Genomic DNA, 22,651 nt, shown 5'->3' with positions numbered 1-22,651 from the left:
CATGGCCGAAACGATGAAAATCGATATTCTGCGCTACCGCCCAGAAAGCGACAACGAGCCGGTATGGCAAAGCTACGACGTTCCTTACACCCGCGAAATGTCGCTGCTAGAAGCCTTGGCTTACATTAAAGACGAACTTGACCCTACCCTTAGCTACCGCTGGTCTTGCCGCATGGCTATTTGTGGTAGCTGCGGCATGATGGTAGATGGCGTTCCTAAGTTAGGCTGTAAAACCTTCTTGCGTGATTACCCCAATGGCATGAAGGTAGAAGCGCTAGCTAACTTTCCTATCGAACGTGATTTAGTGGTAGACATGAGCGACTTCATTGAGAAGTTAGAAGCCATAAAACCTTACATCATCAACGATAATCCACGCGCCTTAGAAGATGGCTGTCACACCCAGTCACCTAAGCAAATGGCGCAATATCGTCAATTCTCGATGTGCATTAACTGTGGCCTTTGTTACGCCGCATGTCCGCAATATGGTTTGGATAAATCTTTCACTGGACCCGCCGCACTCGCACTATTACACCGCTACAACCAAGACAGCCGTGACGCTGGCAAAGCCGAGCGTATGAAAATAGTCAACGCTGAAGAAGGCGCATGGGGCTGTACCTTTGTGGGTTACTGCTCAAAAGTCTGTCCGAAAGACGTCGATCCGGCCGCCGCTATTCAACTAGGCAAAGTAGATAGCGCTAAAGACTATGTGATAGCCATGTTCAAGCCAGGAGAGTAAGCATGAGCAAACGTAAACCTTATGAACGTAAGATGGGTGCAACTTGGTGGCTAAAAAATACTTTTCATACCAAGTACATCATCCGTGAAGGCTCAAGCCTAGTGATTGCCATTTACAGCTTTGTATTGCTGTTTGGTCTATTTCGTTTAAGCCAAGGGGCCGAGGCCTTTAACGGTTGGCTAGATGCAATGAGCCAACCAGGCTGGGTAGTATTTCACATACTTAGCCTTGCCTGGACGCTTTACCACAGCATTACCTGGTTTAGCTTAGCCCCTAAAGCCGCCAACATTTGGCTAGGCCAAAAGCGCGTACCCGACAGCTGGATAGTAAGTGGAATGTACGGCGCTTTGGCTGTGATTAGCTTAGCTGGCTTAATCTTGGTTTTGATTTAGGAGACACCAATGAAACGTTCTAATGAACCTGTATTTTGGGGAATGTTTGGCGCTGGCGGCATGGTTGCTGCGCTATTCACTCCTATCGCTATTTTGATTACTGGCTTACTGGTGCCTATGGGGATTATTCCGGGCGAACAGTTCTCTTATGAGCGACTCCTCGCGTTCTCCCAACACTGGTTAGGCGCAGCAGTGATTTGGATAGTGATTAGCCTGCCGTTATGGTTATGTATGCATCGCCTCTATCACACCCTGCATGACTTTGGCATTCACGCTGGCAACTTAGTAAAAGCTTTGTTCTATGGCGTAGCCTTCGCTGGCTCAATCGCCTGCGCAACACTGCTGTTACTGGGCTTAGTATAAATAGCTAAAAATAAAGTGGGCTAAGTTAATTGCCCACTTTATTTCACCACTACATCATCCCTAACTGCTCGCAATTTATTGCTGCTACCCGCTAAACCCTTCGATAAAACATATCGTACTAATCAGCCCAAATGCCAGCCAAGACAAGTGTTTGGCTTTGGTAAAAAACAGTGCTAGCAAAGCGCTCACTAAAAACACACTGCCAATAATCAATAACAACAAAGTGTCGGCGGGTGAAGCGGTAAACAATAAAGCGGCGAAGCCCAGTGCGCATACAGACAATATATGCCAACAAAACCGCAGAGTGCCCTTGGTAAAATGATCACCGCCCAATAAATGCGGAATGTTCTCACGTTTAAACAAACGGATAAGAATGTACTTTTCACCCAAATAGGAATGCACCACAGCAATTAAGATCAATATCAGTGACGCAACAACAAGCAGCATAACTACTCCTTGGATTCAGAATTTAAAAGACTTAGTACTTAATATACCTTGCCAAAACATAGAACAGCGTAACACTGCTGCTAAGCGTTGCTAAAGGAGTTAAGAAAACTGACTCCCTATAGCAACACCCAAGTTTAGTCATTTTGGTGAAAAATAGATGTAGAGAAGAAATGCGATAAAGCTGCTTTAGCTGCGGATGCCGGAAGGAATAAAATAAAGTTAAGCCTAGTAAAAGGGCGGCCAGTGCAACAATACACTCAGTCAAAAACCAATTATCACAGATAACACTTTTACTAGCTTAAAGAGTAAATACGCTGAGTTGGGCTCAGCCTACTTTCATGTCTCGTTGGCAGTTACGTTTAAGTAAACGAATTTCTGATTCTAACTGCATCTCTCGCTGTTTAAGCATATCCAATTCTGCTTCTTTACAAGCTAACTGCTCAAACACCCCGGTTGGGTAATCACCTGCGCCTTTTGCAAAACTCAGTTTATGGGAGTAACGCTTACTTACATGCCCTACAGGTGCTTCTATCACTGCTTCCATACTGATAACCTTTTTGTCATTAAGTGGGTCGTTGATTAAGCATTGCAGACAAATGGCGTTTGCGCAAAGTTTAAAATTGACTTAAATCAAAGCGATTAACGAGGAAATTTTATTCAACTAGCAAACATATTTTTCATCTAAAAAGTTAGTTGAACAAACTAGATCTTAAACAAAAAACCAAATAAAAAAGGGAGCCGAAGCTCCCTACTATTTTTTAAGTAGTGATTACTTTACACGGCCTACATATTCGGCGCTGCGAGTATCAACCTTAACCACTTCACCAATCTGAATAAACAATGGCACACGCACAACCGCGCCAGTGCTTAAAGTTGCAGGTTTACCACCAGTACCGGCAGTATCGCCCTTAAGGCCAGGGTCTGTTTCTGTCACTTCTAACTCGACAAAGTTAGGTGGCATTACAGCAATTGGATTTTCGTTCCAAGTAGTAATAACACATACGTCTTGCTCAACTAACCACTTGGCCGTATCACCCACTGCTTTTTCGTCCGCGGCAATTTGCTCAAAAGTATCGTTGTTCATGAAATGGTAGAACTCGCCATCGTTGTATAAATAGGCTAATTCGTAATCCATTACGTCGGCAGCTTCTACAGATTCGCCCGACTTAAAGGTTTTTTCTAATACTTTACCGGTTAATAAACGGCGTAACTTAACGCGGTTAAATGCTTGGCCTTTGCCTGGTTTTACAAATTCGTTTTCTAGAATTGCGTATGGTTCGCCGTCGAGCATAATTTTTAGCCCGCCTTTGAATTCACTGGTACTATATGACGCCATTTGGTCCTCTACTTACAAGGTAATATCAATTTCAATGTTGCGAATAATACCGCGAAACGACGCTGCTGTGCAGGGTAATTGGCAAAAAGAGCTGGCAAACGCCATCACAGATCCCAAAGATCTGCTGCAATTTTTGCAATTAGACCCAGAAAACTTCCAATCAGACATTGCAGCCCGCAAATTATTCCCAATGCGTGTGCCTTTAAGCTTTGCTAAACGCATGCAAAAAGCCAATCCTAATGACCCACTGCTACTGCAAGTTTTGCCTCAGCACGCTGAGTTTATTGAAGTAGCAGGCTTTAATGAAGATCCCTTAGAAGAGCACCAAGCCGCTGTACCCGGTTTACTGCATAAATATAAAAGCCGAGTATTATTTATTGTACGTGGCGGTTGTGCGGTTAACTGTAGATATTGTTTTCGTCGCCACTTTCCCTATCAAGATAACAGCCCAAACAAACAAGGTTGGCAACAAGCGCTAGATTACATCGCACAAGATCAAGCCATTAATGAAGTGATTTTTAGTGGTGGCGACCCACTAATGGCTAACGACCAACAGCTTGCTTGGTTAATAGAACAACTAGAACAAATTCCCCACTTAAAGCGGCTGCGTATTCACACTCGATTACCAGTGGTAATTCCAAGCCGAATTACTCACGAGCTGACTCAGCTACTGGCACAAACTCGTTTGCAAACCATTATGGTAAGCCATATCAATCACCCCAACGAGATAAACCAAGAGTTAAGCAGCGCCTTTGCCAAATTACATGAAGCAGGCATTACCTTGCTAAACCAAGGAGTGCTGTTAAAGGATATAAACGATGATGCCAGCATTCTAGCGCAATTAAGTGAGACCTTATTCTCGGCTAATATTTTGCCTTACTATTTATTTTTGCTCGACAAAGTTGCCGGTGCAGCCCATTACGATATTGACGAGCAAAGCGCAGTAGCGATAATGCAGGACTTATATCAACGCTTACCTGGCTTCTTAGTTCCTCGCTTAGCCCGCGAGCAAGCAGGCAAACGCAGTAAAACACCCATAGATATTGGCTTGAGCTAAACTAAAGCAACAGAACAAGGCTTAACTCCTTTTTAAGTTAAGCACGCATTCACCCAAATACAGCGACCACATTCATGGATAAAACCAAGCTCATTGAGCAAATACAAGAAAACCTCAAAGACATCTACCACAAGGCCATTGATGCCGACACGGTGATTCAGCAGCAACAAGAGCAAGGCAAAGCCAAGTATACCGAATTGTTTAAAGACAGCTTATTTAAGGCCAAAGATCGTCAGTTTTTGCCCTATGTGGAAGAGTTAGCAAGTGATTTGGTACTACTACAAGAAAGCCAAGACGATGAGCACTTTGTGACTCAACTAAAAGTAATGGTTGCCAAACTAGAGCAAATCCACGGCTTACTGGCCAACTTTAAACAGCTTACTCGCTAGGGCTTTCTGCAAATGCTCTCAGGTAGGGGGAGAACTCTTCGGCTGGCGCCCAAGCAGCAACAGCCGCTCCCAATACCAACACTTCTTTTGTAATCTCTTTAAGCTGCTCTAAATGCTGTTGATTCTCTACGCCATCTACCACTAGTTTCACCCCCAAGCGATTGGCAAACATCACCGTGGCAATCAACATGGGCTGTTTTTCGCTGGCATTAAGCAGGTCCGACATTAAGGATTTAGCACCGCGCAAGTACTGTACTGGCAGGTGATTAAGCAACTCCAAGGGACATTCTGCACTACCAAAATTATCCAGTGATAAACTCACTCCAATGCGGCGTAACTCTCGAATCGCATCCACACAATCTAACAACATTTGTTGGTCGCTATCGATAATGTTAATGATTAAGCGATGCGGCAATATTCGGCTTTCAATTAATACTTTATTCACCAGTACTAATAAATCGTTGTGTAAAGTGGATGAAGAAATCGACACTGCCAATTGCAAGTTGGTATTTAAGCCATGCTGCCAACGTTTAAGCTGCTGAGTAGATGCACGAAGTACCCAAGATTCTAACGCCACTACACAGCCACAAGCGTGGGCAATGTCCACCAACTCGGCCTGCTCTACCCAACCATAAACCGGATGCTCCCAGCGCGCTTGCACCTCGGCCCCCACCACTTTGTCATTCGCCAAGTCCAAAATAGGTTGATAAAACAAGCTCAAATGCTGGTTTTCTAGAGCATCACGAAACTGGCTAAGTAAATGCTGCTCTCGCTCTTTGGCCAGCTGCATTTGCCCTTCAAAAAACTGCCAAGAGCTACACCGTGACTCCTGCTTAGCCTGATACATCGCAGTATCTGCTTGGCCTAATATGGTGAGCCAATCATCCTGGCTGTCTAAGGCGGTGCTAATACCAATGCTGGTGCCTACAAAGCATTCTCGGTCTTCCAAAGACATTGGCTTTTCTATCACGTTAATTAAACGCTGCGCAAAGCCAGAGCAGTCTTCACTTGAACGCACTCGTGTTTGCACAATGGCGAATTCATCACCACCTAAACGCACCGCGTAATCACAATGGCGCATTTGCCCGTTTAAACGCTGCGCCACCACATTTAAGATGCGGTCGCCATACTCGTGACCATAACTATCGTTAATGCCTTTAAAGCCGTTAAGATCTAGCACCATAATCGCGTAATCTCGGCGATTGTTTTCTAGGCTTGCAATAAATTCTCGTAATCCGGCCCGGTTAGGTAAGCCGGTGAGAACATCGTGATTAGCAAGATAGCGATTAATATGATTCTCACGCACTATCATCACAATTAAAATGGAGCCGCTAATTAACAGCGCACCAATGGCAAAAGACAAAATCAGCTGTAGTTGCAATAACTTAAAGTCAGTTTTCTTATCAAACTCGCTGTTTCGCTGAAACTCTTTATTCACCAAGGTATTGATAGGGGCAGAATACATGTTCAGCCGTTCAATCACCTGTACAAACTTCTCGTGACTAGGCGGTAAGGCTTGTAGCAGAGGCTCGATGCGCTGAACCTCTTGAAACAGCTCTCTAACCAGTTGTCTGGCAGACTTTATATTGTGAAAACCGGCGTTTTCTTGGCCTTCTAACAGCACCGGAAAACGGCTCCACAAAATGTCATAACGCAGCATTAAATCAGAATGCTTTACGCCACCAAGTCGGTAAAGTTGCAGCGCATTAATAAAGCGTCGATGCTCCATTTGCAACTGAACCACTGACCAAGACGTCGACGACTTAGGCGACTCAAGTAGCTGAATAATTTGCCTTAATTGATAAATACTGATGACCGCACTAACCACAAACAGCGATACAACTAAGGAAATTAAGAACTTCTTATATTTTTGCGGAAGCTGGGTAAGCCAATTCATCAATAGCTAGGCTCACTTAACAATAATGCTGCGCAACTGCCAAATCATAAAATCGTTATAGGGCATTTGCAGTAGTTCTGGGTGGTCGTCTATCGGCAGCATTAACCATAACGGGCCTTTATCACGCACCCGCATTGGGCGATCGTTATCAGACCAAGCCAAAATAGGCTCAAACTTCTCTATGTCGGAAAAGTCGATTTCAACTTCATAGTTATTTAAGGCCACTAAGGTAAGCTTGCTTGATTGAGCTCCCGCTAACTCGAGTACTTCGGCTACTTTTGGGCCTTTGTAGTGATGGCGGGTTTCAACCCAAGGATGGCGCGTAACAATGGTGTGCTGCGGCAAGGCCTGTAGCATCTTTAGATCAAAGTCAGCTGCGCCTTGATTATTTCCATGCAGAATAAGCCCGGCAATAGTTAATATAGGTTCGTCTTGTGGGCTGGGTAATTCAGCAGAGCTGAAAGAGGAACATACCAATAAACTTAATGCTAACAAAAATCGCATAACTCGTTCTCCTTAACGTGGTTAGCTGCGCTATATCTAGTTACTTCATCATAAACCATAGCGCATTTGCTGCAGTTGTATCCTGAGTATGCGGGAGTTTTAGCCAATAAAAAAGGGCAAGCTAAAAAGCCTTAGCTTTTTAGCGGTTAAGAAAGCCAATTAAAGCAAACCATCAATAATAAACCAACAAACTAATTTTTGATTGGCTGTGGATGACCCCAACATAAGAAAGTTAGTCAGAAAAGTGATAAGCGGCTTAACTCGCTGGCGCTCTTTTGTTTATTCAGAGCACTTTTTAGCTCTCTATCAAGCCAAACTAGCTAAGTTTTGAACGATAACGAGAACACTATTTCTGGCTTAGATAACTCCCCTCATCACTAATCACCAACACTTTCATCAATAACTCGAACTTAGCTGTTTGTTTTTGGCTCTAGTTGATGCAATATTACGCAGTATTTACTGATATTTGGTGTAAGTTGTTGTTAGTAAGCCAATTAATCATGTAATCACCGAACAAAAAACAGCCAATGCTAAAATGGAGTTTTACATTAGATGAAATGCAGAAATATTACTCAATTCACTCTTCTGGGATTGAGTATCGCTTTAGTGGCCCCTATTGCTCAGGCAACCGACGCCGACATGAACAAATGTATCGACCGAGCTGAACAAGCGGTTAGCGGAAACAAACTCGCAGGAGCTAAATCAGCCATCCCTCGCTGCTGGCGAACGTTACAGTCCAGCATCAACCAGCAAAACAATATTGATATTGAAGCGTATAGCAGTCAGCTAAACGAAATCCAACAAGATTTTGAGCAAGCAGGCGGTGATGCACTAGGCAAATTCTTGCTAATTACTGAAGTTGCACCACTAGACACTAAGTACCATAAAGTCTTGGAGCAGATGCAAAATGAGCTGCGACAGTTGCAGCGAGCTATTCAAAAGGGAAGCAGCGACAAGACGGTTAATCGGCACAATGAGCGCTTTGAAGGCTACGCTAAGCGCGTTAAAAAAGCCGATCCCGATTATGACTTAAGCAGCAGCTATGCCCTACGCGACCAGCTTGTTGCAAAAACTGCACAGGCTGAGCCAAGTGCAAGTGCAACCGCAGCTTCAGTAACTGCATCTTCAACTACCACAAAGCAAGCTGAAGTAGACCAACAAGTTGTTAACAGCTCCGAGCAAAGCTCTAAGCAAAAGAAGAAAACTGCGCGCAGTACTGGTAACAAAACCAACGACGCTCTAAACAAATGTTTTAGCCAGTTGGATAGCGAGCTTCAATCTTCTCGTAACGATGGCTTTAGTCGTCAGTTCACCCGCTGCCAACGCGATCTGCAAAAAGCAATTAACGCCCAAGATACCGACAACGCAGAGCACTATATTGCTCAATTGGACAACTATCATAAACGTGGCACTAACGAGCTAAAGATAGAGCTATTACCACCGCTAGTATTCTACCCACTTGAGCCGATTGACCGTAAAGCTAACACCCAAGTAAAGAACTTACAGAATGCCTTACAGCAAATCCATCGTGATATTTTTAAAGGAGCACCACTCGCCTCCTTGTCCAACACGGTCACTCGCTATGAACGTACACTTCAAAAACTTCAGACTGATTATCCAGACTATGATTTCAGCTTATACACTGAGCTAGCAGCCCGCTTGGACGCACAAGCCAATGCTGCCGATGCCGAAGCACAAGAAGTTCGCCAGCAACGCCTGATGCTCCAACAGCTAGATAGACAACTAATGACCTTATCAAGCCAGTTCTACATCTCAGACAGCTACATCGAGCAATGGGAAGCGATTGGCCCCTCTAGCGAATACACTGAAGGCATCGCAGAGTTCCGCGAGCTATACGCCGATGATGAAAGTATTCAATTCTCCTTAGGCTTTATCGAAAAATACTTTGCAGCCCTAGAAGAGAATGCAGATAAACACTACCAGAAAGATCTGCTACCAATGCTGACAGCAATGGCCGAGTACCAAGATAACTCCGCGCAACGCTACTTCAGTAGCGCGCAAGCCGATAAGATGCGTGATGCCGATGCCCAACTGAAAGCCCTTTTACCACGCTTGCAAAACGTACATGGTCACTCAGAGGTTCTCAAGGACATCATCGCTAACCACCAAGAGCTATCAGCCGCACTTGAACAAAAAATCTCAGCTGGAGAGGCTACCATGCGCCAGCGCCTAGAGAGTGAGCTAAAAGACGCACGTATGCCAAAAGCTGCCAGCAGCCAAGATAAGACCCATCAACAGCAAGTTGAAGAACAGCTAGCCAAGGTGATTGGGCGCACCGAAAGCTATGGCAAGCTAATATCGACTCCCATACGTACCAACAGCAATTGGACGCAAGAGAACCACCCTCTAACCGGCTTACCACAGTTGCAAAAAACTGTCTTCCACGCAGCGATGCAAGACCCTGAAGGTAATTGCCACATCATGCAATTGCACGTTGAGCGTGTTTACACAGGTGACGGCTGGAGCGGCCTAAATCTCACCAACTGGTGGAACGAATATCCCATCATGTGCTCGAAGACTTAAGCCTCATGGAGTAACAACAAAACGCTTGTCTATCGAGCGTTTTGTTACCTTTCGCCAAGTACCACATCTAGAAAAAAGCCCCTTGGTTTAAATAATGTTTAACGCAGCTTTAAAAGGCTTGAATAAATTGGTGATAGTTCTTTCGTAGCTAAGCGACTTGTTACCTCAATTTCTTTATCACAGGCCCTCTAACACCTAGTCTTGTGGAAACAACCTCATTCACAGCTAGCCCACGCAATACTAAAAACCCAAGGTTTAAGCATAAAAAAAACCCGTAAAGCAATGCCTTACGGGCTTTAAGAAACTTTATGAGTTTCTATGAATAGCTGGAGCGATGATTACATCATGCCGCCCATGCCACCCATACCACCCATTCCGCCCATCCCGCCCATATCTGGAGCGCCACCAGCAGCTTTGTCTTCTGGCTTGTCGGTGATCATACATTCGGTAGTGATCATCAAACCAGCAACAGAGCCAGCAAACTGCAGTGCAGAACGGGTTACTTTAGTTGGGTCAAGAATACCCATCTCTAGCATGTCACCGTATACGCTAGTTCCAGCGTTGTAACCGAAGCTAGCTTCGCCTTCTTTCACTTTGTTAGCGACTACAGACGCTTCGTCACCTGCGTTGGTTACGATTTGGCGAAGTGGAGCTTCCATCGCGCGAAGTGCTAAGCGAATACCTACGTTTTGGTCTTCGTTGTCACCTTCTAGGCCAGCAACTTTAGCTGCGGCGCGAACTAGTGCAACACCACCGCCCGCTACAACACCTTCTTCTACTGCTGCGCGAGTAGCGTGAAGAGCATCTTCTACGCGGTCTTTCTTCTCTTTCATTTCAACTTCAGTGGCAGCACCCACTTTAATTACAGCTACACCGCCAGCTAGTTTAGCTACACGCTCTTGAAGTTTTTCTTTGTCGTAGTCTGAAGAAGTATCTTCGATTTGCTGACGAATTTGAGAAACACGGCCTTGAATAGCAGCTTCTTCACCAACACCATCAATGATAGTTGTGTTGTCTTTAGAGATAACTACACGCTTCGCGCTACCTAAATCTTCTAAAGTAGCTTTTTCTAACTCTAGGCCAACTTCTTCAGAGATAACAGTACCGTTAGTTAAAATAGCGATGTCTTGTAACATAGCTTTACGACGGTCGCCAAAGCCTGGTGCTTTAACAGCAGATACTTTAACAATACCGCGCATGTTGTTAACTACTAGAGTAGCTAGCGCTTCGCCTTCTAGATCTTCAGCAATGATAAGCAATGGCTTACCCGCTTTAGCTAGAGCTTCTAATAAAGGAAGCAACTCGCGAATGTTAGAGATTTTTTTGTCAGCCAATAGAATGAACGGGTTGTCTAGTTCAACAGTGCCGTTTTCTTGGTTGGTGATGAAGTAAGGAGATAGGTAACCGCGGTCAAACTGCATACCTTCAACTACGTCTAACTCATCAGTTAGCGCTTGGCCTTCTTCAACAGTAATTACGCCTTCTTTACCTACTTTTTCCATTGCTTCAGCAATGATGTTACCAACAGTAGTATCAGAGTTAGCAGAGATAGTACCTACTTGGGCAATCGCTTTAGTATCTGCACAAGGAGCAGATAGACCTTTAAGTTCTTCAACTGCTGCTACAACTGCTTTGTCGATGCCGCGCTTAAGATCCATTGGGTTCATGCCAGCAGCAACGGCTTTTAGGCCTTCGTTTACAATGGCTTGAGCCAATACTGTAGCAGTAGTAGTACCGTCACCGGCAGCATCGTTGGCTTGAGAAGCAACTTCTTTCACCATTTGTGCGCCCATGTTTTCGAACTTGTCTTCTAGTTCGATCTCTTTAGCTACCGAAACACCATCTTTAGTGATGGTTGGTGCGCCAAAAGATTTGTCTAGCACTACGTTACGGCCTTTAGGACCTAGTGTAACTTTAACTGCGTCTGCTAGTACGTTTACACCCGCTAGCATTTTGCTGCGAGAATCATTTCCAAAAATTACGTCTTTAGCTGCCATGATACCTTTCCTAATATTCGTTCAGCTTTTTCTTAACCAGAAAAAAGGGAGATTATTCTACAATTGCTAGAATGTCTGACTCAGACATGATCAGCACTTCTTCGCCGTCAACTTTTTCAGTTTTAACGCCGTAGCCTTCGTTGAATACAACAGTGTCACCAACTTTTACGTCTAAGGCTTGGATTTCACCATTGTCAAGCATACGACCTTTGCCTACAGCAAGTACTTCACCACGAGTCGACTTTTCAGCCGCAGAGCCAGTAAGCACGATGCCACCAGCTGATTTACTCTCTTGGTCTTTACGTTTGATGATAACGCGGTCATGCAACGGACGGATGTTCATTGCTATCTCTCCTTAAATAAAACAATCGTGTTTTGTCTATGAAAATGCAGCCAAGGGCCACAAAGCTTTAATGTTGAATTTAAGATGGGGGCGTAAACGCTGCATACAAGGGTTGCTAGCAATTTTTTTTTGGTTTTTTGTCTTAAAAACTTGGCCAATATCAAAATGAAAACATTTTCAGTTACAAATTTTACAAAAAACACTTGAACCCAGACAAAAATTTGAGCAGGATCACAGCGACTGGTCGTACTAGACAGTTATACCAACAATTAGATAACAAACTAATAACAAATGTTGGTTTTATTTGGCGTAACAGCGGGAGCACTTGATTATGCAGCAAATCTATATTGCATTTGAGCGTTTAAGTGGTTTTCTAAGCAAAGAGAAAACTGTTTACTTACCTTTTCAAGGTAGCGTTAAAGAAGCCGAAGAGCATCTACGTTCCGACGAGTTTGATTCGTTTTTGTCTACCAGCAAAGGCTTGAATCCTCGTGTGGTAACACAAAGGCACTAATTGCCTGAGCAACAATTATCGATAAAAAAAGAAGGGCTATTGCCCTTCTTTTTTTATATCCAAATTTTGTTATTAATCGTCTTTTCTTTCAAACTCACCCTCAATGGTGCTGCCTGGCTTGTTATCAACCTTGCCGCTAGGTGGATTGGCGTCTTTCACATTGCCCTCTCCAGGTGTTTGAAAACGCATAGACTGCATTTTTAAGGCCTGAGACTTTAACACTCGAGCAGCTAATAGGGCTCGTAGTGGCGGTAGCAAAATAAGCAAACCGAAGAAATCGGTAATAAAGCCTGGCATCACTAACATTGCACCTGCAATGATTAGCATTAGGCCTTCAATCATTTGTTGAGCAGGGGTTTCTCCTCGCTCCATTGCCGAACGCGCCTGAAAAGCGGTTTGTAATCCTTGGCTACGAACTAGAGATGCACCAACCAATGCAGTAAGAATGGTTAAGGCAATAGCGCTTAACGCGCCCATTTGGCTGCCCACCTGAATTAACACATAAATCTCTGCGTAAGACAGGCCAGCAAACAATAAAAATACATATAAAAACAAGGCGTAGTTCCTCAAAGTCATGGAGAAGCTGAAAATCTGCTTCACCTTAAGGGTAAAATATGAGGGCAGTTGGAGCAAATTTAAAGGCTTATGCTCAATAAACCAGCAAACAACAGGACATTTCGCTTATTTAATGGCGCTTCAATAGCTACTTTCTACACTCAAAGTGACATCTGCTTACCAGAGGCTCAATATGGAAACCGCTTGCTATTTAGTTCTCACCACTTTTGATAATGTAGATGCTGCTCAGCACTTTGCGCAGCAGCTTGTAGAAAAAAAATTGGCGGCTTGTGTTAATATTTTGCCGCAAGTCAGGTCTATTTATCGCTGGCAAGACAATATTGAATCCAGTAGTGAGGTACAGCTGCAAATTAAAACCAATTTGCGCTGCTTACATTCCTTACAGTGTTATTTTAAACAGCATCATCCCTATGATTGCCCAGAATTTATTGCGCTACCCATTGAACAAGGAGCGAGTGACTACCTGAAATGGCTAAACGATTCTTTACAATAGTATTTTTGCTCTGCTTGAGCTTACCGAGTATTGCCGACAACTTACTCGACCAACTGCCCGGCCTAAAGGCCTCTCCTAGTTCTAATGCAAATGAATTCTTACCTGTAGATAGCGCTTTTGCCTTCAACTTTATTGAACAAGACGGTGCCCTGCACCTTAGTTGGCAAGTTGCCGAGCAATACTATCTTTACCAAGCTCAGTTTAAAGTTGTGGCAGACGGCCAGTCGATTGATTTAAGCAAACTTCTGCCACAAGGTAAGCTATATAACGATGCTTACTTTGGTGAAGTGTTTATTTACCCGCAAGATGTCTCTTTCTCTGTGCCGCTTAGTGAGTTAAATCAAGCCAACAATATTCAGGTCACTTATCAAGGCTGTGCCGAAGCCGGTTTATGCTATCCACCAGAAACCAAGCAAGCTTTTCTTTCACAATCTTCCGCTGTTAATGCTGGAACACAAGCGCCCAGCACAACAACAACAGCAGCACCAATTGCAAACAACGAAGGCTCGGTACCGATTAGCCAACAATGGGTGCTGGCCGATCGCCTCACCAACAACAATATTTGGCTAAATGTATTGCTGTTTTTTGTATTAGGCATTGGACTCGCTTTTACGCCTTGTGTATTTCCCATGTATCCCATTCTTACCGGCATTATTGCCGGTGCAGGTAAACAGCTAAGCACTAAGCGCGCTTTTAGTTTATCGATGGCCTACGTGCAAGGTATGGCGGCCACCTTTACCGCCTTAGGCTTAGTGGTGGCCAGCGCGGGTTTACAGTTTCAAGCGGCGCTGCAACACCCAATCATATTAGGCGGCTTAGCCGTGCTCTTTGTGGTGCTAGCGCTGTCTATGTTTGGCTTGTTTAACCTACAACTGCCCAGCAGCCTGCAGCAAAAGCTAAATAGCTTAAGTAACCAGCAGCAGGCAGGTTCGTTATCAGGTGCTGCCATAATGGGCATGATATCTGGCCTAGTTGCTTCTCCTTGCACCGCCGCCCCACTCTCTGGGGTACTGATTTACGTAGCGCAAAGTGGCGATCTCGCCTTAGGCGCGATTACCCTATACAGCTTGAGTTTAGGTATGGGCTTACCCTTGTTACTGTTAGGCGCTAGCAGCGGTCGTTTACTGCCAAAAGCAGGGGCGTGGATGAACCACGTAAAAACCTTCTTTGGGGTAATGCTGCTTGCGGTTGCCATTTTAATGCTAGAGCGTTTTTTATCTGCCGAAGCGATTCGCATCCTGTGGGCAGCATTAGTCATTGGCGCCAGTGGTTATTACTATCATCAAAACCGCTTAGCCCTATTAAGTGGCTGGCAAACCTTTAGGCAACTATTGCTGCTAGCAATAATGGCAATCAGCTTGTTGTGGGCCGCTCAACCATGGTTTGCACCTGCGCCAGCCCAGCAGCAGGGAGAGTTTATTCAAGTGGCCAACCTAGAAGAAATGCAGCAACAGCTGCAACTAGCGGCACAGCAAGGAAAACCTGCTTTAGTGGATTTTTATGCAGACTGGTGCACCGCCTGTAAAGATTTTGAGAATAAGACTTTTCACGCTCCGCAAGTTGCTGCCAAGCTGGATAAGATGGTGCTAATCCAAGCTGATGTTACTCAAACTAATGCCACAGCCATTAAGCTGCTCAATCATTATGAAGTGCTAGGTTTGCCCACCATATTGCTGTTTGACCAAAGCGGTGAAGAGTTAAAACAAGCAAGAGTCACCGGCTTTATGAACGCCGAAGCCTTTACCGCACATTTAATCCTTAACGGTTTATAAGCCATAAAAAAGCCACCCTAGGGTGGCTTTTTACTATTCATTATTGCGAGTCAAGCTTAAGCAAATTTAAAACCTTGTACTAAGTCTACCTGCTCTTTAGCTACAGATTCCAAATCATCGCTCAAGCGGTTTAGCTCAGTTACTACTGTAAGGTTTTGCTGAGCAGCGCTAGAGATGGTTTCCATACTGCAAGACACATCCACACTGGTGGTTTGCTGTTGGTTAGTTGCCACACTAATCTCTTCGTTAAGCAGCGATAAATGCTCAATGTGGCTAGCAATATCACCAATTTTTTGGTTAATCGCATTCACGTTACTCGCATTTAGCTCCATGCTCTTATTACACTGCTCAATTTCCTTCACCGCTAGCTCAGTATCTTGCTGCAAACCACCAATCATGGTTTGAATTTCGGTGGTAGAGGAAGCTGTGCGCTGGGCTAACTGGCGAACTTCGTCGGCTACTACCGCAAACCCTCGGCCTTGCTCACCCGCACGTGCTGCCTCAATGGCGGCGTTAAGCGCTAACAAGTTAGTTTGCTGGGTTATGCCTTCAATCACTTCTAGTATGCCAAAGATAGCGTTACTGCTTTCGCTCACATGTTTCACTCTGTCGGTTGAGCTAGCAATGTTTGAGGCCAAAGCTTGGTTGTTTTCTAAGGCTTCTTCGGTTAGACGAACGCCATCTTGCGTGCTATCGCTGATCTCCCGCATACCTTGTGCAGCAGAGTCTGCTCGGCGCGCGACATCTTGAATCGCCTGTTCCATTTCGGTCATGGCGGCCGACACAGTAATACATTGGCTACGCTGCTCATCCAGCTGCTTCATTATGTCGCTACCGTGCTGACGGTTTACGGTAGAGGCTTGCCCTAGCGCTTCACTCTTTTCACGCAAGCCCGTTACAGTGTCTCGCTGCTGTTCAATAACTTGGTTTAGCTGATTGCTCAACATGCCAAACTCGTTGCCACTTTGATACTGACAGCGCTGGCTTAAATCACCATCCGCTAAGTGCTTAAGGGTATTAATCAATTGCTTCAGCGGAGTTCTAATCAACTGCTGAATAATTAAACCCATGGCGATACAGAACAAAATAGTAAGAGGAATAACCACCGCACCACTGTTTATCAAGGTAGAAATACTGCCAGAAGCTTCTTCGATTTGCTGCTCGGTGGCGCTTTGGCTCTCTGCAGTAAGTGCACTTAAATTACTATTCACGTCTTGTAGCTGATCAGTAATTGAGGCTTTAAGCTTCATCAGTTTGTTCTGCTTAATTAGGTATTGTTGGTACTGACCTAACAGGCCACCAAACTCGGTCACTTCGTTAAGTAACCAAGGAATTTGTGTTACTAGCTCATGCTCACCTTGTGCATCTTTTAGTTCTTTCTCAATAATCAAATCACCAAAATCTTCTTCCACAAAAGTTTTGGTTTCACGATTACTGGTAATCACCTTTGAGACTTCGCGAGGATCGGTAGAGTTAAGTACATTAATAGTAGCCAACTGCATAGCCGAGAGATCGGAACTAACTGCATCAAGCAAAATCTTAAGCATACTAGGGTCTTCTTCATCAAACAGCTGACCTAGCAATAAATTAATACGTAGTGATATACCTTGGAAGCTAGCAGTACGCTCAGTTAAGGAAGTGCCGCTAGAAATTACATCTTGATGCAACTCAATAAGGTATTCTGCATCTTCGAATAACAATTCATTTTGCTGTTGAACAAGGCTAAAGTTTTCACTTTCTACGCCATTTTCCGATAACCAATTTACCAATACTTGCTCTGCCGCTTGGTAATCGGCCACGCGTTGATGGTATTGCTCAATAAGCTGGTTAACTTTTTGCTCATCGCGTTCTTGAATAGTGTTATTCAGCACACGTTCAACCGCGGTTAAACTACGATCAAGCTGGTTCGTATGTCCCATTAAAGGGAAAGCTTGAGTGATCACTTCACCCATTGTGTTTTCTGCCTGTTGCATTTGTTTCCATGCAACTAAACCGAGCACCAGCAATACGATACATAGCATTGAAAATGTCGCCAGAATCAACTGGGTAATGGACAATTTTTTATGTACTAGCATCTTTAATCTCACTTCTTTAATTAGTTCACTTCCGTATGTAAGCGCTTACATAATAACCGTGCGACCAGCTGCTAAAGATTATGTTTTCATAATATAAATTTATGAAAACACGTTTTCGAGAGCTGCTCGATCTTTATGCTGAGGTTAATAATATGTTACTGATTAAAAGGGTGATTTGGCTCATAAAACCAGAATAGGCAAGGCTTAAGCCGTGGCACAAAGCACATTCTAGTTATGAAATAAAATTAGTTTTGGCTTGCTATACAGAATCGCTATAGCCGAGTAAGCTAGGCACGTAGACTAACGATGAGCTCAATATGCAACTTGGAAAAATTAACTTAAATTTACTCAGTGCATTGTATTATTTACTGCAAGAACAAAGTGTTACTCGCGCTGCAGAAAAAATGCACCTAAGCCAGTCCGCCATGAGTAAACACTTAGCTAAATTACGCGAAGTATTTGGTGATCCTTTACTGGTGCGAGTGCAAGGACAACTACAGGCAACGCCCAAAGGCATTGAGCTAAAAGCCCAAGTAGCACCGTTATTAGACTCTGTGGAAAACTTGCTACACCAACAAGCCTTTGAGCCTAGCTTATGCCAGCGTACTTTCACCATTGCTACCTCAGACTATGTAAGTGAACACTTACTGCCAAAAGTTCTCGGTGGCATCTACCAGCAAGCACCTCAGCTAAACATTGAGCTATGTAACTGGGACCATACCACCAATCGGCTATTACACAGTGGCGAAGTAGACCTAGGCATGACACTGCCTCCCCGGGATAGCACTGAGTTACACGCTACCACCTTAGGCACCGATCACTTAGTGTGTTTAATGCACCAACAACACCCCTATTTATCGATAGCGCAACCCAGCATGAGCGACTACTGCCGCTACCCACACGCCATCATTACTACTGGTGCAGACAAAAACAGCCATATTGACCGCCACCTTAGCCAGCAAGGTTTACAGCGCCAAATTCAATTTCGTGCCTCTTCCTATCCAGCCACAGTACAAATTCTCAGTGAGACAAGATTCATTCTTACCTTGCCCGCCAAAATCGCCAAACAACTGCTAAAACAGCGCCCTTTAGCAATGGTTGCTTTGCCCTTTGAGGTTAGCCCTTTTGACTACTCGTTGATTTGGCATCATCGCAACCATCACGATCCCGCTCACACTTGGTTTAGACAGCAAATCCATCAAGCAATGACTTAGCCATGTAAGCACTTACTTACCCTCTTACTCATAAATTAAATGGCTTTGCTAACCAACAGCCATATGTTGCTGATGTTGAATACCAAATTGCTGCCGGTAGCTTTCCATAGTCATTGCCATTTGTTTTTTAAATAAACGACGAAAACTGCTTTCGTCTTGATAGCCAACTTCCAACACAATTTTATTGCTGGGTAATTGGGTCGCCTCGAGTAGGCTGCACGCTTGATTTACTCTAAGCCGCTGAAGGTACTGCAAGGGGGAACAATCTAAGGCCGCAGCAAAGCGGCGCTTTAGTTGGCGATCACTAATGTTTAATTCTTGGGCCACTTCCACCATGCTAATGTCTTGGCTGCTATTTCGCTGCAAGTAAAGCTGAGCCTGTTGCACTAAGGCATCTTGATGTTCTGGTTGGTACTGGTGAGCACGATAAGGCGCAGCTGGCGGGGCATTAAGATCCATCATCAACAATTTAGCGGTGTTAATGGCTGTTTGATGCCCGGCAAAGCGCTCTACTAGACGCAGTACTAAATACTCATAAGCCATACTGCCACCAATCGAACACAGTAAATTGCCATATTCAGCAATGGTATTCTGGCTATCAATGCTTAAGTGCGGAAAGGCACGGCGGAAATGATGCTCATTACGCCAATGCATTAATGCCGGATTCTTGCCCAGCAAATCGGCTTGCGCTAGCAAAAAAGCGCCAGTGCACATACACACAATCATTTTGTTATCTGCTACATGCTGCTGAAGCACAGGTATCATTACTTCGCTTTGGCGCATCGCCGTTTGCACTTTTTCAAAGTTGCTAGCCGATTGATAAATGCCAGGAATGATCCATATATCGGGTTGTTCAGAACGCGCTATAAAACTAGCTAAATCGCAATCGGCCTCAATGCGCAATCCATTGGTGGGAGTGACCCGATTACCATCTAGCGACACTAGCTCCCACTCAAACAACGGCATGGCACCAGATTTAATCAAGCTGTAATTAGCCGCAATAAGCGCATCTAATATGCCATTAATACCCGTGCCAAAGCAGTTATCCATTAACAAAATTGCAGCTTTCATAGCCTTGTCCATTTTCACCATCACAATGGCAAATATGACACTTTTTAAGCCTATCAGCAAATAGGATACTAGTGACTAAATCTCAGGGAGAGACTATATGACTCAGCCAAATCAAGCCAACTCACTAAACTGTGATACCCCGCAGCCAAGTAACAAACAAAAACGACACCAACGAGTGGTGCCCTTACGTTTTCAAGCAGCAGGGTTAGCATTTAACCTGGCCGGCTTAGTCAATCAAGCTTGGGCGGCAAACACATTGGCTAAGTTATGGTTTCGTGTTTTTAAGCGGAAGGTTAGCCCTAATACTCAAGCCTTTTGGCAAAGTGCCGAGCAAACCATCACACTCAAGGTAAATCAACATAAGCTACCCTTGCACTTATGGGGGAAAGGACCTTTAGTGGTTTGCTTGCATGGCTGGAGTGGCAGCGGCGTGCAGTTTCGCCATTTTGTTCAACCTTTGGTTGATGCTGGCTACCAAGTTGCGACATTTGATGCCCCCGGACACGGCAGTCATCAAGATTCGCATAGCCACTTACTCGAATTTAGTGACAGCTTAATGGCCATTCAACAGCAAGTTGCCAAGGTGTACTGTGTACTTGCTCATTCCTTTGGTGCTATGGCCACTACCACAGCCCAGTTACGTGGTTTTGCTCCAACCAAGCTAGTTATGTTGGCTCCTCATTTAGATGTAGAAGAGATGTTCTCCACCTATGCCAATCTACTAAACTTACGTCAGAAGCTTAAAGCTACCTTTAAAGAACAAGTGGGACAAAAAATGCAGAAGTTGTTGGCGGGAGACGATCCTTGGCAATTGTTTAGTGTAGAGCGCTTAACCCCGCAAGCTACGCCAGGTTTGTTAATTAGTGATAGCCAAGACCAAGAAGTTAGCCAACAACAATTTAAGCAAATTCAACAGTGCTGGCCAAACGCAAAACACCAGCAAACAGAAGGACTAGGCCACTTTCGCCTGCTAAAAGACCCTCAGGTTATTGCTGAGACTGTCAGTTTTGTTGGAAATCAAAGCCACTAAATGCAAACTCACATAGGAAGCAAAGGCTAAATACTTTATGCTCAAATAAAAGACATTAACCAAGAAACATGCTCGTGGCACAACAAGTCCCTTCAGATTGCCCAGGCTGCGGAGCCTCAGTCGGCTGCACAGCTAATGAACAATGCTGGTGTATGAATATGCCAGCTATTTTGCCAGTAAGTGCAGATCTCAATGAGCGGGCATGTCTTTGTCAAACATGCTTGTCCAAAAAGTTGGCCGAGAAATTAACGCTGTTGATAGCCAATACGCCTCATCATGAATTACTCGAATTAGCGGCACGCTACCGAACACCAGCTAACCAACAAGCTGCCTTGCAAGAACATCTAGACTTCAGCATGGAAGATGGCTTAATGGTTTTTAGCGCTTGGTATCACTTAAAACGAGGCACCTGCTGCGGTAATGGCTGTCGACATTGCCCTTATCCTAAATAAACTCAAACAAACCCAGCAGCAAACAACAGTTAAGCCAAAGTGTTTACTTGCTTAGTGAAAGCTTTATTAGCAAAGCCATAGGCTAAACGAGTTAGCCCCCAGAAGATGAGCAATACAACGGCAATAATTGCATAAAGTGCGTGCAGGTCAATCGACAGTTCAAACAATAAAGCAGCTAGCTCGGGTTGCACATCTAGCCATGCGATAACGCCATAAATCTCGTAAAACGAATAGGCAAATACCGCTAATAGCTCTGCTACAGAGATAAACACCGACGCAAGCCACGACCAAAAGCTCAAGTAGCGTAGCTCTGCACGCATAAGTGCCCGTTGATGGTCTTTCACGAACAACTGCACCGCAATGGAGGCCGACAGCATAAGGACAATAATGCCCAAAAAACTATTCGACTCTAAATCCAACCACGACACTACGGTGCCAAAAACTAACGAACTGGCTAAATAAACCAGTGCGAACCACATTAGGTACTTGTTAAGTGATACTTCAGCCGTTTGCATGCTCTTCCTTTAACCTTACTGCCTAAACTACCCGCGCATATTAACACTAAGACGACAAAATTTAGCATTAGCCCAAACACTTCTACTTACGCAATATCAATTTAATCTGCGCTGAAAAATTCCAGCTCACAGTTTTAAATTGTTTACTCACACATAATTCCAAATTGGAATACTAGAAATATCTATAATTCCATTTTTATAAGCAGTAGCAACTTCTACACTAGCCGCAGTTTTTAAATCTCAATACTTTCAGGGATGAACGCGTGTTAGAAGCATTAAGCGCACTTTTATTAATCAATTTATTAGGCATGTTAAGCCCTGGCCCAGACATGGTAATGGTATTGCGCCATGCCAGCAGCGGAAAACGCCAAGCAGCATTGTGTGTAATGGGCGTATTGCTAGGCTTTAGTATCCATATCGCGCTAGCCATTGGCGGCTTATCTATCATCATTAAACAATCGCCTTTATTGTTTGAAGTATTGCGTTGGGGCGGCGCAGGCTTTTTGGTATTCCTAGGCTTAAGAACCTTATTTAGTCGCTCCGAGCTGATGGAACTCGCCAGCCAAGGCAAACCTAAGCGCGCTAAAAAAGTGGTGCTAAGCGGTATTGCTTGTAACCTACTCAACCCAAAGATTTTAGTTTTTGTAGTAAGCGTATTTAGTCAGTTTATTGGTAGTGAAACACTACTCAGCGAAAAGCTGATACTCGGAGCTGCTTTATTACTAGAAACCGCATTATTGTGGTACCTATTGGTGCGCATTTTATCGCATCATAAAGTGCAAATTCAGCTACAGCGCTACCAACAATGGGTGAATAGATTTAGCGGTACAACCCTACTTGGAATGGGAACTTTGCTCGGCCTTCACAGTTAAGCCCTCTGCAAATTGAAACCCGCAGGGCTTGGTGCTATGGTCAAAAAAAAGGCAGATGAATC

Annotated in this window: 24 protein-coding genes; 13 read left to right on the top strand and 11 right to left on the bottom strand. The window is 44.3% G+C overall.

Going from position 1 to position 22,651, the window contains the following annotated elements; all coding sequences use genetic code 11:
• The first annotated feature begins 1 nt into the window (after window position 1).
• Genes OAG1_RS02615 through frdD form a run of 3 tightly spaced genes read left to right on the top strand, consistent with a single transcriptional unit; the run spans window position 2 to window position 1,491 of the window.
• Window positions 2-736 carry a succinate dehydrogenase/fumarate reductase iron-sulfur subunit gene (locus tag OAG1_RS02615; RefSeq protein WP_152785541.1) on the top strand — a complete coding sequence of 245 codons (735 nt, stop codon included), beginning with the start codon at window positions 2-4 and terminating at the stop codon, window positions 734-736.
• 2 nt (window positions 737-738) lie between these two features.
• Window positions 739-1,128 (top strand): fumarate reductase subunit C, encoded by a 390-nt coding sequence (locus tag OAG1_RS02610; RefSeq protein WP_152785543.1) that lies wholly within the window; start codon window positions 739-741, stop codon window positions 1,126-1,128.
• A gap of 9 nt (window positions 1,129-1,137) precedes the next feature.
• Window positions 1,138-1,491 carry a fumarate reductase subunit FrdD gene (frdD, locus tag OAG1_RS02605; protein ID WP_152785545.1) on the top strand — a complete coding sequence of 118 codons (354 nt, stop codon included), beginning with the start codon at window positions 1,138-1,140 and terminating at the stop codon, window positions 1,489-1,491.
• An 84-nt stretch (window positions 1,492-1,575) separates the two neighbouring features.
• Here the strand turns inward: frdD and OAG1_RS02600 are convergent, their stop codons facing one another.
• The 3 genes from OAG1_RS02600 to efp form a co-directional block, all read right to left on the bottom strand.
• On the bottom strand, window positions 1,576-1,938 hold the full coding sequence (locus OAG1_RS02600) for a hypothetical protein (RefSeq protein ID WP_152785547.1): 363 nt from the start codon (window positions 1,936-1,938) through the stop codon (window positions 1,576-1,578).
• Window positions 1,939-2,263: 325 nt separating this feature from the next.
• Entirely contained in the window at window positions 2,264-2,482 is a 219-nt protein-coding gene (locus tag OAG1_RS02595) for a hypothetical protein (RefSeq protein WP_338623693.1), read from the bottom strand.
• 225 nt (window positions 2,483-2,707) lie between these two features.
• The gene (efp, locus tag OAG1_RS02590) at window positions 2,708-3,274 is read right to left on the bottom strand and encodes an elongation factor P (protein ID WP_040307242.1); all 567 of its coding nucleotides are present in this window, start codon (window positions 3,272-3,274) and stop codon (window positions 2,708-2,710) included.
• 34 nt (window positions 3,275-3,308) lie between these two features.
• On the opposite strand from efp, the gene epmB reads away from it, so the two are divergent.
• Together epmB and priC are read left to right on the top strand one after the other, a co-directional pair.
• Window positions 3,309-4,331, top strand: coding sequence for an EF-P beta-lysylation protein EpmB (gene epmB, locus OAG1_RS02585; RefSeq protein WP_338623690.1), 1,023 nt, complete (start codon window positions 3,309-3,311; stop codon window positions 4,329-4,331).
• 74 nt (window positions 4,332-4,405) lie between these two features.
• A complete protein-coding gene (gene priC, locus OAG1_RS02580) occupies window positions 4,406-4,720 on the top strand; it encodes a primosomal replication protein PriC (protein ID WP_016402029.1) in 315 nt (104 codons plus the stop codon).
• Here the strand turns inward: priC and OAG1_RS02575 are convergent.
• Both OAG1_RS02575 and OAG1_RS02570 read right to left on the bottom strand, forming a co-directional pair.
• Entirely contained in the window at window positions 4,710-6,617 is a 1,908-nt protein-coding gene (locus OAG1_RS02575) for an EAL domain-containing protein (RefSeq protein ID WP_338623687.1), read from the bottom strand. The two genes, priC and OAG1_RS02575, sit on opposite strands and share 11 nt — an antisense overlap.
• 12 nt (window positions 6,618-6,629) lie before the next feature.
• Window positions 6,630-7,121, bottom strand: coding sequence for a molybdopterin-binding oxidoreductase (locus OAG1_RS02570; protein WP_152785556.1), 492 nt, complete (start codon window positions 7,119-7,121; stop codon window positions 6,630-6,632).
• Window positions 7,122-7,673: 552 nt separating this feature from the next.
• On the opposite strand from OAG1_RS02570, the gene OAG1_RS02565 reads away from it, so the two are divergent.
• On the top strand, window positions 7,674-9,665 hold the full coding sequence (locus OAG1_RS02565; protein WP_338623683.1) for a hypothetical protein: 1,992 nt from the start codon (window positions 7,674-7,676) through the stop codon (window positions 9,663-9,665).
• Window positions 9,666-10,003: 338 nt separating this feature from the next.
• Here OAG1_RS02565 and groL read toward each other — a convergent pair whose 3' ends face one another.
• Window positions 10,004-11,662: a chaperonin GroEL gene (gene groL / locus OAG1_RS02560; RefSeq protein WP_016402034.1), complete on the bottom strand. Its 1,659-nt coding sequence runs from the start codon at window positions 11,660-11,662 to the stop codon at window positions 10,004-10,006.
• 52 nt (window positions 11,663-11,714) lie between these two features.
• Window positions 11,715-12,005, bottom strand: coding sequence for a co-chaperone GroES (locus OAG1_RS02555; RefSeq protein WP_016402035.1), 291 nt, complete (start codon window positions 12,003-12,005; stop codon window positions 11,715-11,717).
• A gap of 331 nt (window positions 12,006-12,336) precedes the next feature.
• Here OAG1_RS02555 and OAG1_RS02550 point away from each other — a divergent pair, with 331 nt between their 5' ends.
• Window positions 12,337-12,519 (top strand): hypothetical protein, encoded by a 183-nt coding sequence (locus OAG1_RS02550; RefSeq protein WP_016402036.1) that lies wholly within the window; start codon window positions 12,337-12,339, stop codon window positions 12,517-12,519.
• A 72-nt stretch (window positions 12,520-12,591) separates the two neighbouring features.
• On the opposite strand, the gene OAG1_RS02545 is transcribed toward OAG1_RS02550, so the two are convergent.
• Window positions 12,592-13,074, bottom strand: a complete 483-nt coding sequence (locus OAG1_RS02545; protein ID WP_016402037.1) for an FxsA family protein — start codon at window positions 13,072-13,074, stop codon at window positions 12,592-12,594.
• A gap of 193 nt (window positions 13,075-13,267) precedes the next feature.
• On the opposite strand from OAG1_RS02545, the gene cutA reads away from it, so the two are divergent.
• A complete protein-coding gene (gene cutA / locus OAG1_RS02540) occupies window positions 13,268-13,588 on the top strand; it encodes a divalent-cation tolerance protein CutA (RefSeq protein ID WP_220719151.1) in 321 nt (106 codons plus the stop codon).
• Complete coding sequence (locus OAG1_RS02535) at window positions 13,564-15,360, top strand: protein-disulfide reductase DsbD (protein ID WP_338623676.1); 1,797 nt, start codon at window positions 13,564-13,566, stop codon at window positions 15,358-15,360. Before cutA ends, OAG1_RS02535 begins: the two co-directional genes overlap by 25 nt.
• Before the next feature lie 56 nt (window positions 15,361-15,416).
• Here OAG1_RS02535 and OAG1_RS02530 read toward each other — a convergent pair whose 3' ends face one another.
• Window positions 15,417-17,435 (bottom strand): methyl-accepting chemotaxis protein, encoded by a 2,019-nt coding sequence (locus OAG1_RS02530; protein ID WP_338623674.1) that lies wholly within the window; start codon window positions 17,433-17,435, stop codon window positions 15,417-15,419.
• Between the two features lie 317 nt (window positions 17,436-17,752).
• Here OAG1_RS02530 and OAG1_RS02525 point away from each other — a divergent pair, with 317 nt between their 5' ends.
• Entirely contained in the window at window positions 17,753-18,649 is an 897-nt protein-coding gene (locus tag OAG1_RS02525) for a LysR family transcriptional regulator (protein WP_016402042.1), read from the top strand.
• Between the two features lie 48 nt (window positions 18,650-18,697).
• On the opposite strand, the gene OAG1_RS02520 is transcribed toward OAG1_RS02525, so the two are convergent.
• Complete coding sequence (locus tag OAG1_RS02520; RefSeq protein ID WP_221075830.1) at window positions 18,698-19,720, bottom strand: helix-turn-helix domain-containing protein; 1,023 nt, start codon at window positions 19,718-19,720, stop codon at window positions 18,698-18,700.
• A gap of 97 nt (window positions 19,721-19,817) precedes the next feature.
• Between OAG1_RS02520 and OAG1_RS02515 the strand changes: the two genes are divergently transcribed.
• Together OAG1_RS02515 and OAG1_RS02510 are read left to right on the top strand one after the other, a co-directional pair.
• Complete coding sequence (locus OAG1_RS02515; protein WP_338623668.1) at window positions 19,818-20,750, top strand: alpha/beta hydrolase; 933 nt, start codon at window positions 19,818-19,820, stop codon at window positions 20,748-20,750.
• Between the two features lie 74 nt (window positions 20,751-20,824).
• On the top strand, window positions 20,825-21,202 hold the full coding sequence (locus tag OAG1_RS02510; protein WP_246612309.1) for a cysteine-rich CWC family protein: 378 nt from the start codon (window positions 20,825-20,827) through the stop codon (window positions 21,200-21,202).
• Between the two features lie 29 nt (window positions 21,203-21,231).
• On the opposite strand, the gene OAG1_RS02505 is transcribed toward OAG1_RS02510, so the two are convergent.
• A complete protein-coding gene (locus tag OAG1_RS02505; RefSeq protein ID WP_338623664.1) occupies window positions 21,232-21,717 on the bottom strand; it encodes an ABZJ_00895 family protein in 486 nt (161 codons plus the stop codon).
• A gap of 263 nt (window positions 21,718-21,980) precedes the next feature.
• Between OAG1_RS02505 and OAG1_RS02500 the strand changes: the two genes are divergently transcribed.
• Entirely contained in the window at window positions 21,981-22,589 is a 609-nt protein-coding gene (locus OAG1_RS02500; RefSeq protein ID WP_338623662.1) for a LysE family transporter, read from the top strand.
• Window positions 22,590-22,651: the final 62 nt, after the last annotated feature.

Source organism: Agarivorans sp. OAG1, assembly GCF_037076485.1.
GTDB classification, from domain to species: domain Bacteria; phylum Pseudomonadota; class Gammaproteobacteria; order Enterobacterales; family Celerinatantimonadaceae; genus Agarivorans; species Agarivorans albus.
The sequence above is the reverse complement of the archived record's forward strand: the minus strand, read 5'-3'. Positions and strand labels throughout refer to the sequence as shown.